This window comes from Streptomyces sp. NPDC048696 (assembly GCF_043198895.1).
Taxonomy (GTDB): Bacteria; Actinomycetota; Actinomycetes; order Streptomycetales; family Streptomycetaceae; genus Streptomyces.
The window spans coordinates 198,840-210,430 of the sequence record NZ_JBICVJ010000009.1 but is presented as its reverse complement, the minus strand read 5'-3'; the positions used below and the strand labels follow the sequence as shown (position 1 = coordinate 210,430).

General features: G+C 72.4%; 11 protein-coding genes and 1 tRNA gene. 7 read left to right on the top strand and 5 right to left on the bottom strand.

Annotated features, from left to right (window positions below):
• Positions 1–57: 57 nt before the first annotated feature.
• Positions 58–145, bottom strand: a tRNA-Leu gene (locus ACGFRG_RS20925).
• Positions 146–330: 185 nt separating this feature from the next.
• On the opposite strand from ACGFRG_RS20925, the gene ACGFRG_RS20920 reads away from it, so the two are divergent.
• From ACGFRG_RS20920 to ACGFRG_RS20910, 3 genes are all read left to right on the top strand, one after another.
• On the top strand, positions 331–1,656 hold the full coding sequence (locus tag ACGFRG_RS20920) for a M20/M25/M40 family metallo-hydrolase (protein ID WP_393265865.1): 1,326 nt from the start codon (positions 331–333) through the stop codon (positions 1,654–1,656).
• Between the two features lie 202 nt (positions 1,657–1,858).
• Positions 1,859–2,092, top strand: a complete 234-nt coding sequence (chpH, locus tag ACGFRG_RS20915; protein WP_361421177.1) for a chaplin ChpH — start codon at positions 1,859–1,861, stop codon at positions 2,090–2,092.
• A gap of 138 nt (positions 2,093–2,230) precedes the next feature.
• Positions 2,231–3,049, top strand: coding sequence for a chaplin (locus tag ACGFRG_RS20910; RefSeq protein WP_361421174.1), 819 nt, complete (start codon positions 2,231–2,233; stop codon positions 3,047–3,049).
• A gap of 168 nt (positions 3,050–3,217) precedes the next feature.
• Here the strand turns inward: ACGFRG_RS20910 and ACGFRG_RS20905 are convergent, their stop codons facing one another.
• Positions 3,218–3,406: a DUF5703 family protein gene (locus ACGFRG_RS20905; protein WP_361421171.1), complete on the bottom strand. Its 189-nt coding sequence runs from the start codon at positions 3,404–3,406 to the stop codon at positions 3,218–3,220.
• Positions 3,407–3,453: 47 nt separating this feature from the next.
• Here ACGFRG_RS20905 and ACGFRG_RS20900 point away from each other — a divergent pair, with 47 nt between their 5' ends.
• Positions 3,454–4,125: a hypothetical protein gene (locus tag ACGFRG_RS20900; RefSeq protein ID WP_361421168.1), complete on the top strand. Its 672-nt coding sequence runs from the start codon at positions 3,454–3,456 to the stop codon at positions 4,123–4,125.
• Between the two features lie 71 nt (positions 4,126–4,196).
• On the opposite strand, the gene ACGFRG_RS20895 is transcribed toward ACGFRG_RS20900, so the two are convergent.
• Positions 4,197–6,500 carry a helix-hairpin-helix domain-containing protein gene (locus ACGFRG_RS20895; RefSeq protein WP_393265861.1) on the bottom strand — a complete coding sequence of 768 codons (2,304 nt, stop codon included), beginning with the start codon at positions 6,498–6,500 and terminating at the stop codon, positions 4,197–4,199.
• Positions 6,497–7,480: an aldo/keto reductase gene (locus ACGFRG_RS20890; RefSeq protein WP_361421162.1), complete on the bottom strand. Its 984-nt coding sequence runs from the start codon at positions 7,478–7,480 to the stop codon at positions 6,497–6,499. The genes ACGFRG_RS20895 and ACGFRG_RS20890 overlap by 4 nt, the downstream gene beginning before the upstream one ends.
• A 184-nt stretch (positions 7,481–7,664) precedes the next feature.
• On the opposite strand from ACGFRG_RS20890, the gene ACGFRG_RS20885 reads away from it, so the two are divergent.
• Together ACGFRG_RS20885 and ACGFRG_RS20880 are read left to right on the top strand one after the other, a co-directional pair.
• The gene (locus tag ACGFRG_RS20885) at positions 7,665–8,720 is read left to right on the top strand and encodes an LLM class F420-dependent oxidoreductase (protein ID WP_361421159.1); all 1,056 of its coding nucleotides are present in this window, start codon (positions 7,665–7,667) and stop codon (positions 8,718–8,720) included.
• A gap of 237 nt (positions 8,721–8,957) precedes the next feature.
• Positions 8,958–9,746, top strand: a complete 789-nt coding sequence (locus tag ACGFRG_RS20880; RefSeq protein ID WP_393265858.1) for a ferritin-like domain-containing protein — start codon at positions 8,958–8,960, stop codon at positions 9,744–9,746.
• A 23-nt stretch (positions 9,747–9,769) separates the two neighbouring features.
• On the opposite strand, the gene ACGFRG_RS20875 is transcribed toward ACGFRG_RS20880, so the two are convergent.
• Positions 9,770–10,786 carry a magnesium and cobalt transport protein CorA gene (locus ACGFRG_RS20875; protein ID WP_361421153.1) on the bottom strand — a complete coding sequence of 339 codons (1,017 nt, stop codon included), beginning with the start codon at positions 10,784–10,786 and terminating at the stop codon, positions 9,770–9,772.
• A gap of 59 nt (positions 10,787–10,845) precedes the next feature.
• Between ACGFRG_RS20875 and ACGFRG_RS20870 the strand changes: the two genes are divergently transcribed.
• Entirely contained in the window at positions 10,846–11,532 is a 687-nt protein-coding gene (locus ACGFRG_RS20870; protein ID WP_393265855.1) for a histidine phosphatase family protein, read from the top strand.
• Positions 11,533–11,591 lie beyond the last annotated feature (59 nt).

The window sequence follows — 11,591 nt, the reverse complement described above, 5'->3', positions numbered from 1 at the left end:
TCCCCGGCCGACCGGTCGACAAAACAGAAGAACCCCAGCTCAGCTGGGGTTCCTCAGTGGTGTCCGAGGGGGGACTTGAACCCCCACGCCCGATAAAGGGCACTAGCACCTCAAGCTAGCGCGTCTGCCATTCCGCCACCCGGACAAGGTGTCTGTCTCGCGGGCCGTGCCCGTTCCGACGTGGAAAACAATAGCAAACATCTGGGGGTGCTCGATCACCCCCCTGGCCTGCGTGAACGTCGTATGTCGACCGGGAGCCGCCCTTGGGTCGGGCGGGGGCGCGAGGGAGGATGAGGGGGACAGCACAAGCGGCAGCGGGAGGAAGCTAGCGTGAGCGAGTCGACGGCGACGCGGGGTCCGAGCGGCGAGGACGAGGTCGTCGACCTCTGTCGCGAGCTGATCCGGATCGACACCAGTAATTACGGGGACCACTCCGGGCCGGGCGAGCGCGCGGCCGCCGAGTACGTGGCCGAGAAGCTGGCCGAGGTGGGCCTGGAACCGAAGATCTTCGAGTCCCACACGGGACGTGCCTCCACCGTGGCCCGGATCCAGGGCGAGGACCCGTCGCGGCCCGCGCTCCTCATCCACGGCCACACCGACGTCGTCCCGGCCAACGCCGGCGACTGGACGCACCACCCGTTCTCGGGCGAGATCGCGGACGACTGCGTCTGGGGGCGGGGCGCGGTCGACATGAAGGACATGGACGCCATGACCCTCGCCGTCGTACGGGACCGGCTGAGGAGTGGGCGCAAGCCGCCCCGCGACATCGTCCTCGCCTTCCTCGCGGACGAGGAGGCGGGTGGTACGTACGGGGCGCGCTTCCTCGTCGACAAGCATCCCGAGCTTTTCGAGGGGGTCACGGAAGCGATCAGCGAGGTCGGCGGTTTCTCCTTCACCGTCAACGAGCAGCTGCGGCTCTACCTCGTCGAGACGGCCCAGAAGGGCATGCACTGGATGAAGCTGACCGTGGACGGCAGCGCCGGGCACGGCTCGATGATCCACAAGGACAACGCCATCACCGAGCTGTCCGAGGCCGTGGGGCGGCTGGGGCGGCACAAGTTCCCGGTGCGGGTGACCAAGACCCTGCGGCACTTCCTGGACGAGCTCGGCGACGCGCTCGGGACCGAGCTCGACCCCGAGAACATGGACGAGACGCTGGCCAAGCTCGGCGGCATCGCCAAGCTCATCGGCGCCTCGCTCCAGAACACCGCCAACCCGACCCAGCTCGGCGCTGGCTACAAGGTCAACGTGATCCCGGGGCAGGCGACCGCGCACGTCGACGGACGCTTCCTGCCGGGGTACGAGGAGGAGTTCCTCGCCGATCTGGACCGGATCCTCGGGCCCCGGGTGAAGCGCGAGGACGTGCATGCCGACAAGGCGCTGGAGACCACCTTCGACGGGGCGCTGGTCGACGCCATGCAGACCGCCCTGGTCGCCGAGGACCCGATCGCGCGCGCCGTGCCGTACATGCTCTCGGCGGGCACCGACGCCAAGTCCTTCGCCGACCTCGGCATCCGCTGCTTCGGCTTCGCGCCGCTGAAGCTGCCGCCGGAGCTGGACTTCGCCGGGATGTTCCACGGCGTCGACGAGCGGGTGCCGCTGGACGGTCTGAAGTTCGGCGTGCGTGTCCTCGACCGGTTCATCGACGCGTCCTGACCAGCGGGTGCCGTGTCCGCGCGGCACCCGTACGCCCGCTTACGCGGGTTTTGGCGAAACGAAACGCCAATAATCGGCCGTCCGTGCGTAATTGACTGAAAAGAGTGAATGCGTTCATAAGCTCGTAGCCCCATAACTTTCGCCTCGTTACAGGGTGTGCGGTCCGCGGCTGGGATCGCACATTGCCAACAAGGAGGAAGTAATGATCAAGAAGGTCGTCGCTGCTGCGGCTGCCACTGGTGGTCTGGTTCTCGCGGGTGCGGGCCTGGCCGTCGCCGACGCGGGTGCCCAGGGTGCCGCGGTGAACTCCCCCGGTGTCGTGTCGGGCAACGTCATCCAGGTTCCGGTCCACGTGCCGGTGAACGTCTGCGGCAACACGATCTCCGTGGTCGGGCTGCTGAACCCCGCCTTCGGCAACACCTGCGTCAACAAGTGACGTTGTGCCCGAACCCGTGAGGGTTTGAGGCGGGCGGCCCCGGAGCGCGCGCCATGCGCTCCGGGGCCGCCCGGCATCCACTCCCGGGCGCAACGGTGCACGGGAGCATCCGTAAGGTAGAAGGCAGGGATTCGACCTATGCGACAGGTCACCAGAAAAGGCCTGATCACCATGGCGGCCGCCACCGGCGTCATCGCCATGACCGGCGGCTACGCGCACGCCGACTCGGCGGCCAACGGCTCGGCGTCCGGCTCCCCGGGCGTGCTGTCGGGGAACACCATCCAGGCGCCGGTGCACGTGCCGGTCAACGCCTGCGGCAACACCGTCAACGTCATCGGGGTGCTCAACCCGGCCGTGGGCAACAGGTGTGTGAACAGCGGCGGTTCGCACCACGGCAGCGGCGGCGCCACCGCCCACGGTCACGCCAGCGACTCGCCGGGTGTCGGCTCCGGCAACACCGTCCAGGCGCCGATCGACGTGCCGGTCAACGCCTGCGGCAACAGCGCGACCGTCATCGGGGGCCTCAACCCCGTGTTCGGCAACGACTGCGCCAACGTGTCCGACACCGGCCACCACCAGCCCCCGCACCACCCGGGCCACCCGGGACAGCCGGGTCACCCCGGCCACCCCGGACAGCCGGGCCACCCCGGCAAGCCCGGTGAGCCGTGCGGGCCGGAGCACCCGGGCACCCCGCACCAGCCGGGCAAGCCCGGTGGCGTGGTCAGCCCGATCCACGGGACCAAGCCGGGCCAGCACCCGCACGCGCCGGGCACTCCGGGCAAGCCCGGCACCCCGGGCACGACCGCCCCTGCCACGCACACCACGACGCCCGCCACGGGCTCGGCCGCCGCGCTGGCGCACACCGGGTCGGACGCGGTCGGCGTGGCGCTGCCGGCCGGTGCGGGCCTGGTGATCGCCGGCACCGCCCTGTACCGCCGCGCCCGCGCCGGGGCGTAACCGTACGGGCACGGCGCGTTCTCGGACGGTACGGGTACCGGTCGTTCTCGTACCGCCCGGACACAGCCGGAAACAGTCGGTCAGCAGGACGCTCGCAGAACGGATCGGGCCCCGCTTTCGCGGGGCCCGATCCGTTTCCGTGACACGATCTTCGTCACACGAGTCCTGTCACCACGTGGCGCGCAGCTGGCGGATGATCCGCCTGCGCAGCCGCACCCGGCGGCTGCCGTCACGCAGCAGACTCAGTCGCTCCAACTCCCAGTGTCCGTACTCGGCGTGGTCGGTCAGCAGGCGTGTAGCTTCCTTGCGGGAGACCCCGCGAGGCACGTACACGTCGACAAATTCGTATTCCGGCATCGCATCTATTGTGCGGGCAGAGGCCCGGTACGGATAGCGTCTGCACTATGTCTGATGCTGCGCAGCCCTCCGCTGCCGAGGTACGTGCCGCCGCCGACGCGGTGAAAGCCGCGCTGGACCGCCACCTGGAGGCGGTGGAACGCCGCACCGGGGACGACGATCCGGCCGTGTACGACGCGTTCAACGCCCTGGCCGCCGCTGCCGAGGCGTACGACGAGCGGCTCTACGACCGGTACGACGAGGTCACCCCCTTCGAGATCCCGGGCGCCGACGACTCCCTGCCGCCCTACACGGGCCCGGAGGAGCCGAACGCGCTGAGCGTGCTGATCCGCCGCGACTACGCCGTGGTGGAGCCACAGCGCCTGCTCGCCCAGGCCCAGCGCATCGCGGACCTCGATCCGGAGGCCGACGGCGTCGAGGGCGCGGCCGGCGGCCCCACGGCGGCCCTGGTCGGCACGAGCGTGCACGCGGCGCTCGGGGTGCTCTTCGGGGAGTACGAACCGGATGAAATCGCCTCCCGGCACAAGGAGTTCGGCCTGGAGGAGGGCGACTCCACGCTGTGGGTGTCGGCGGCCGACGAGCTGCCGGAGGCGGGGGAGTGGCTGAGCACCCCGTTCGACCACGCGGACCCGCAGCGGGTGGTGTGCCGGTTCGATGTGAGCGCGGTCTTCGACGAGGAGGAGCTGGAGGACGAGGACGACCTCGCCGGGCCCTCCTGATCCGGTTCGACCCGAGAGCGGCGGCGGGCCGCCCCGGCCTTCGTGGCCGGGGCGGCCCGCCGTTCGTTCGACTACTCCGACTCCGGCGTCCGCAGCAGGCCCTTCAGGAGGGGCGTCAGACGGGTCGTACGCGCCGGGGCGACCCCCTCGGCGACCGCGCGCGGCAGCGCCTGGTCCACCCCGTGGACCACGGACAGATGGCGCTCGGCCCGGCCGAACGCCGTGTAGACCCAGGCTCGGTCGAGCCCCTGCGCCGCGTCCCCGGGCAGCACGACCACGGCCGCCGGCCAGCGTGTCCCGGCCGCCTGGTGGGCGGTCACGGCCCAGCCGTGCCGCAGCGAGGCGCCGACCCGCTCCTTCGGTACGACGACCTCCTCGCCGCCGCAGTCCAGGTGCAGCCCGTCCGGGCCCGCCGACACCACGACGCCCACAGCGGTACGCCCGGGAGCCTCCGCGTACGCCACCCGGTCGCCCGCGTCGAAGCCCGCGAACCGGCCGGGGCCGGGGTTGAGCCGCTGCTTCAGGGCGGTGTTCAGCGCGCGCGTGCCCGCCGAGCCACCGTGGCCGACGGTGATCACCTGGGTCTGCTCGGTCGGCACGCCGATCGCGCGCGGCACCGAGTCCGCGACGAGCTGCACACAGCGGTGCACCGCCTCGCCCGCGTCCCGCACCACAACGATCACGACCTCCTTGCCCGGCGCGTCCACCTGGCCCAGCTCACCGGCCCCGATCCCGGAGACCAGCTCGCCGATCGGCCCGGGGTCGGGCGTCCGCGACGCGACATGCGGGAAGGCCCGCGCTGCCAGCACATCGGCGAACACCTGCCCGGCGCCCGCCGAGCCCAGCACCTGCGGGTCACCGCCGAGCACCAGACGGCAGCCGTCCGGCAGGGACTCGACGAGCATCGCGGCGCTCTCCACGTCCAGCTGCGGGGCGTCCTGCACGACCAGGACGTCCAGGGCGAGCGCCCCGTCCTCGTCCCGGCCCGGACCCTCGGCCCCGAGCAGCGCGGCCACGGTGAACGCGCGCTCGGGCCCCACCGCCTCGGCCAGCCTGCGCCGCCCGTCCCGGCTGTGCGCGGCGGCGGCCGCCCGCAGGCCCAGCGCCTGCGCGGCGCCGACCACGGCCGCCGACTCGGCGCGGGCGGCCTCGCCGCCGGAGTGGGTGACCAGGCCGCTGCCCGCCACGGCCCGGATCAGCTCGGCGGCGGACGGCGAGGGGGCCGAGGCCGCCGCGTCCGCCCAGTCGGAACCGTCGTCCTTCACCGGGGCGTTGGCCAGCCGGGCCAGGCCGTCGGCCAGGCTCTCCTCCGCGAGCGCGTACCGGTCGAGGCCGAGCAGCACCTCGACGGGGGCGCTCGGCGGCGCGTCCTCGTCGTCCGGCTCCTCGTCCGGGACGCTCTCCTCGCCGTCCAGCGCGGCCACCCCGTCCTGGAAGACCAGCACCACGCCTTCGGTGATCGCGTGCTGTACGGCCTCGTCCGGCTCGGGCACGGAACGCTCGGCCAGCGCCGCCTTCACCGCCTCGATGGTGAGCGCGGTGTGGCCCCGGGCGGAGGCTCGCTCCAGGACCCAGCCGACCAGCGCGGCCGCCCGGCGCGGGTCGTCCGGCCCGCATCCGGCGCCGAGCAGCGCCCGCGCGAAGCCGTCGGCCTGCTCGGGCCGCACCCCGGGCACGCCGAGCAGCTGCCAGGGGTCGGCCCGCAGCGCGTCGGCCGCCTGCTCGCCCAGGGCGTCCGTGACCTGCGGAGCGAGTGAGTCCGGCGCGCCGCCTTCGGTCAGCACGGCCCGGACCGCCGCCAGTGCCTCCGGTCCGGCCGCCGCGCGCGCGGGCTGCGGCACCTGGGTGCGTACGGGCGCGGCCGCCGTCGTCGGAGCGGGGCGGCGGGGGGCGGGGGCGGCGGCGAAGAAGGCCGAGCCCGACTTCTCGCCGCTCTCCACCGCCCGTACGGCCGCGAGCAGGTCGGCGGCCTGGCCGCTGAGCTTGGTCCCGGCCTCGACGGGTCCTTCCTTCTCGGCCTTGCGCTGCTCGATCCGCGCCCGCAGCTCGCGCTGGGCCGCCAACTCGGCCGCTGCCTCGGACAGTTCGGGGCCGCCGTCCTCGGTCCTGGTGGCGCCCTCGGCCGCCGGGCCGCCCGCGCCTTCGTGTGCGGCGCCCTCCTCGACCGGGCCGTCGTCCGGCTGTGCCGGGTCCTCGCCCTCGGCGGCCGGAGCCGAATCCTCCGCGACCTCCCCAGCGCCTTGGGGGGTGTCGGCGGACGCGTCGGCCCCGTCAGCCTTGACGGCTTCCTCGGCCACCTCGGCCACACCGTTCTCGGCGCCGAGGGCGCCATCGGCCGGGGTTCCGGGGGCGGTCCCCGGGGGAAGCGCGGTCACAAGGTGCTCCAGTCCTGGTCGGGATAGCGGTGCACGGGCGCCGACACATCGTCGAGCGCCCGGCAGATCTCGTCTGGAAGACTAAGCGTCTCCACTGACAATGCCGCCGCGAGCTGCCGCGCGTTGCGCGCGCCGACGATCGGCGCGGTCACCCCGGGCCGGTCCCGGACCCAGGCCAGGGCGACCTGGAGCGGCGTCGCCGCGAGGCCGTCCGCGGCTATCGTCACCGCGTCGACGATCCGGCTCGCCGCCTCGTCCAGATACGGCGCGACGAACGGCGCCATGGTCTCGGAGGCCCCGCGCGAGTCGGCCGGCGTGCCGTTGCGGTACTTGCCCGTCAGCACCCCGCGCCCCAGCGGTGAGGACGGCAGCAGCCCGATCCCGAGGTCGAGCGCGGCCGGCAGCACCTCCCGCTCCACACCCCGCTGGAGCAGCGAGTACTCCATCTGCGTACTGGCCAGCCGGGTCCGTACGCCCGGCCCGGCCAGCTGCCAGGTGGCGGCCTTCGCGAGCTGCCAGCCGCAGAAGTTGGACACGCCCGCGTACCGCACGCGGCCGCTGCTCACCGCGATGTCCAGCGCCTGGAGCGTCTCGTCGAGCGGGGTCGCCGTATCGAAGGCGTGCACCTGCCAGATGTCCACATAGTCCGTGCCGAGACGTTCCAGCGACTCGTCGAGCGCGGCGAGCAGATGGCCGCGCGAGCCGTCGAAGCGGCGGTCCGGGTCGGGCACGCTGCCCGCCTTGGTGGCGATCACCAGGTCCCGGCGCGGGACCAGCCGCTCCACCAGCTGCCCGAGCAGATATTCGGCGTCCCCGCCCCCGTACACGTCCGCCGTGTCGACCAGCGTGCCGCCGGCCTCCCAGAACGCCTTCAACAGATCGGCGGCGTCGTGCTCGTCGGTGTCCCGGCCCCAGGTGAGGGTGCCGAGCCCGATCCGGGATACGCGCAGGCCCGTACGGCCCAGGTGCCTCTGCTCCATGGGCGCTGAGAGTACTGGCCCCGGCGCCGACCGGTGAGAGCCTGTGGACAACCGGGGATCACGCGGCGGGACGGGCCCCGCACCGAAGGAGGGCGGACCCGGGCCCCGTGCGGCCTGCCGCAACGTCCGCCCGCGCGCTAGAGTCCCCGGCACAGGGACGTTACTGATCAGTAAGGGGACCGCCATGCGGCTCGGGATCAACCTCGGCTACTGGGGCGCCGGAATGGACGGCGACAACCTCGCCGTCGCCCAGGAGGCCGACCGGCTCGGCTACGACGTCTGCTGGGCCGCCGAGGCCTACGGCTCGGACGCGCCGACCGTACTGGCCTGGGTGGCCGCCAGGACCGAGCGCATCGACGTGGGTTCGGCGATCCTCCAGATCCCGGCCCGCCAGCCCGCGATGACGGCGATGACCGCCGCCACCCTGGACTCGCTCTCGGGCGGGCGCTTCCGTCTGGGCCTGGGCGTCTCGGGCCCGCAGGTCTCGGAGGGCTGGTACGGCGTCAAGTTCGACAAGCCGCTGGCCCGCACCCGTGAGTACGTCGAGATCGTCCGCCGCGCGATGACCCGCGAGCGGCTGTCGTTCGAGGGCGAGCACTGGACGCTTCCGCTGCCCGGCGGCCCCGGCAAGGCCCTCAAGCTCACCGTCCACCCCGAGCGCGAGCACATCCCGCTCTACATCGCCGCGATCGGCCCCAAGAACCTGGAGCAGACCGGCGAGATCGCCGACGGCGCACTGCTGATCTTCCCGTCCGCCGACCACCTGGAGGACACCGCGATCCGCCACATCCGGGCGGGCCGCGAGAAGGCGGGCAAGACCCTGGAGGGCTTCGACGTCTGCCCGACGCTGCCGCTCGCCCTCGGCGCGGACAGCGAGGTCGGCGCGCTGGCCGACATGTTCCGCCCGTACACCGCGCTCTACGTCGGCGGCATGGGCAGCCGCAAGCAGAACTTCTACAACCAGCTCGCCCAGCGCATGGGGTACGAGAAGGAAGCCGCCGAGATCCAGGACAAGTACCTGTCCGGCGACAAGGCGGGCGCGGCCGCCGCCATCCCGCAGCAGCTGATCGACTCCACCACGCTGCTCGGCTCGGTGGAGCGCATCGCCGACCGGATGCGGGCCTACGCCGCCGCCGGGGTCACCACCCTCACCCTCGCCCCGGCGGGCTTCACGCTCGACGAGCGGATCGCGGCCCTGCGCGCGGGCACCGAGGCCCTGGAGCACGCCGGGCTGGCGTAGTCCAGGCGTAGTCGTACGAACGAAGCCTGCGGCCGTGGTGGGGGCTCGGGGGGTCTTCCCCGCCACGGCCGTCATCCCGAACAACGCGCTGTGCGCCGGTGGGGTTACGGGCGGACACACGCCGGTGCGTTCCTTCGTTCGGCCCAGTCGGCACACACCCCTGTTGCCCCGTTCTGTCCCCCGTATTTGACTTGCTCTTTGCAGATGTCTGTGCGGGAGTCATGCGGAGGTACGGCGATGCTTTCGGCCAAGAGCCTGTTCCAGGAGATCCTCGACAACGACGAGTCGTTCCGGCTCTTCTGCTCGATCGCGGCCAGCGGCGAGAGCCAGGGCGGCTGGGAGAACGGCCGTATCTCCGCGCTCGTCCCGCCGGAGCAGCGCGACCTCGCCCCCAAGATCGCCCGGCACGGCGCCGACGAGGACAAGCACGGGCGGATCTTCAACGCGCTCCTGAAGAAGCGCGGTCTGACCCCGGTCCCGGTCCCGGCGGAGACCGACTACACGATGCTCCTGGAGCGCAACGGCATCGGCCTCGCCCATGAGCTGCTGCGCGGCGACAAGCCGCTCACCGAGCAGGACATCGCCACCTACCTCGCGCACAGCCGGGTCACCGAGCAGCGGGCCGCCGACCAGATGGTGATGCTGGTGCGGCACTTCGGGGACCACCCGGAAGTGGGCAGGGCGATCCGGATGATCAGCGCCGACGAGGACAACCACCTCGCGTACTGCCACGAGGAGCTGCTGCGGCTCGCGTACGCCGGACACGGCCGCACCATCCAGCGCGCGCTGCGCGAGTGCGCGCTGGCCGAGATCCGGGTCTACCGGGACGTCAGTCTGGCCGTGATGGACTACATGGGCCGCATCCTGCGCTGGCCCGGGGCCAAGTCCGCGGCGCTGAGCGCCGGGATCCACGGCGTGTACGCCTACGAACGGGCGGCCGGCTGGCGGCGCATGGTCAGCCTGACGATGCCCGAGCGGCGCGACGCGCTCGGCGGACCGGCCACGCGCGCGCCAGAGTTCGCGTAACGCGCCCTCGCCGACCGGAGAGTTCAGAGCCAGCCGCGGCGCTTGAAGGTGCGGTGGAGCACGACCTCAAGGGCCGCCATCAGGGCCAGCACCGCCGGATACGCCCAGACGAACTTGAGCTCCGGCATGTGGTCGAAGTTCATGCCGTAGATGCCCGCGACCATCGTCGGGACGGCCGCCATCGCCGCCCAGGCGGAGATCTTGCGCATGTCGTCGTTCTGCCGCACGCCCATCTGCGCGAGATGGGCGGAGAGGATGTCCGAGACCAGCCGGTCCAGGCCCTCGACGCCTTCGTTGGCCCGGATCAGATGGTCGCTGACATCACGGAAGAACGGCTGCGCCTTGTCGTGCACGAACGGCACCCCCGCGCCCGCCAGCCGCTGCATCGGCTCCGCGAGCGGGACGCTGGCCCGGCGGAATTCGAGGACCTGCCGCTTGAAGGTGTAGATGCGCGAGGCGACCGTGCTCCCGTCGTGGTGCGCGCCGCCCTTCGCGTCACTGCCGGCGGGTGCGAAGACCTGCGTCTCCAGCTCCTCCAGGTCCGTCTGGAGCTCGGCCGCGACCTCCGTGTAGTGGTCGACGACGGCGTCGCTCACCGCGTACAGGACGGTCGTGGGACCGTGCCGCAGCAGCGCCGGCTCCGCCTCCAGGCGCTTGCGTACCGCGTGCAGCGGCGAGCCCTCGCCGTGCCGGACGGTCACCACGAACGAGTCGCCGATGAAGAGCATCAGCTCCCCGGTGGTCACGGTGTCGCTGTGCGGCTCGTACGAGACGGGCTTCAGGACCACGAACAGCGAGTCGTCGTACACCTCAAGCTTGGGCCGCTGATGGGCGAGCAGCGCGTCCTCCACGGCCAGCGCGTGCAGCCCGAACTCGCTGCTGACCAGGTCGAACTCGTCCTCGGTCGGCTCGTACATGCCCAGCCACACGAACGCGTCCCCGGCCGCCCTGGCCTCTTCCAGCGCGTCCGAGTAGTCGGGCGGGCCCTCGGTGCGGCGGCCGTCCCGGTAGATGGCGCAGTCGACGATCACGGCGCGCATTCTTCCGCGAAGCGGCACCGCCCGCACCCCCGCCGTCCGCTCGGCCTACCCTGGCGGACATGGCCACGCTGATCCTCGTACGTCATGGACGCTCCACCGCCAACACCTCGGGCCTGCTGGCCGGGCGCACCCCAGGGGTTCATCTGGACGAGCGCGGCGCCGCGCAGGCCGCCGCCCTGCCGGACCGGCTCGCCGCGCTGCCGCTCGCCGCGGTCGTCTCCAGCCCCCTGGAGCGCTGCCGGGAGACCCTGGGGCCGCTCCTCGACGCGCGGCCCTCGCTCGCGTTCCACACCGACGAGCGGATCAGCGAGTGCGACTACGGCGACTGGTCGGGCCGCAAGCTCGCCGAGCTCACCGACGACCCGCTGATGGAAGTGGTCCAGCAGCACCCGTCGGCCGCCGCGTTCCCCGGCGGCGAGTCGATGCGCGCGATGCAGACACGCGCCGTGGAGGCGGTACGCGAGTGGAACGCGCGCGTGGAGGCGGACCACGGGCCGGACGCCGTGTTCGTGATGTGCTCGCACGGCGACATCATCAAGTCGATCGTCGCCGACGCCCTCGGTATGCATCTCGACCTCTTTCAGCGGATCTCGGTTGAACCGTGTTCCCTCACCGCCATCCGTTACACCCGGCTGCGCCCGTTCCTGGTGCGCCTGGGCGAGACCGGAGATCTCGGTGCGCTCGCCCCGAAGGAGTCCGCTCCGACGAGCGACGCCGAGGTCGGGGGTGGCGCGGGAGCACCGTGATCGTCGGGCGCAGTAGGGTGGACGGGCCGAAAACCCGCGCTCCGTCCGGTGGCCCGGCA

Coding starts and splice junctions, on each gene's coding strand:
- chpH (WP_361421177.1), top strand. CDS start 1,859: ATGATCAAGAAGGTCGTCGCTGCTGCGGCTGCCACTGGTGGTCTGGTT.
- ACGFRG_RS20910 (WP_361421174.1), top strand. CDS start 2,231: ATGCGACAGGTCACCAGAAAAGGCCTGATCACCATGGCGGCCGCCACC.
- ACGFRG_RS20905 (WP_361421171.1), bottom strand. CDS start 3,406: ATGCCGGAATACGAATTTGTCGACGTGTACGTGCCTCGCGGGGTCTCC.
- ACGFRG_RS20900 (WP_361421168.1), top strand. CDS start 3,454: ATGTCTGATGCTGCGCAGCCCTCCGCTGCCGAGGTACGTGCCGCCGCC.
- ACGFRG_RS20890 (WP_361421162.1), bottom strand. CDS start 7,480: ATGGAGCAGAGGCACCTGGGCCGTACGGGCCTGCGCGTATCCCGGATC.
- ACGFRG_RS20885 (WP_361421159.1), top strand. CDS start 7,665: ATGCGGCTCGGGATCAACCTCGGCTACTGGGGCGCCGGAATGGACGGC.
- ACGFRG_RS20880 (WP_393265858.1), top strand. CDS start 8,958: ATGCTTTCGGCCAAGAGCCTGTTCCAGGAGATCCTCGACAACGACGAG.
- ACGFRG_RS20875 (WP_361421153.1), bottom strand. CDS start 10,786: ATGCGCGCCGTGATCGTCGACTGCGCCATCTACCGGGACGGCCGCCGC.
- ACGFRG_RS20870 (WP_393265855.1), top strand. CDS start 10,846: ATGGCCACGCTGATCCTCGTACGTCATGGACGCTCCACCGCCAACACC.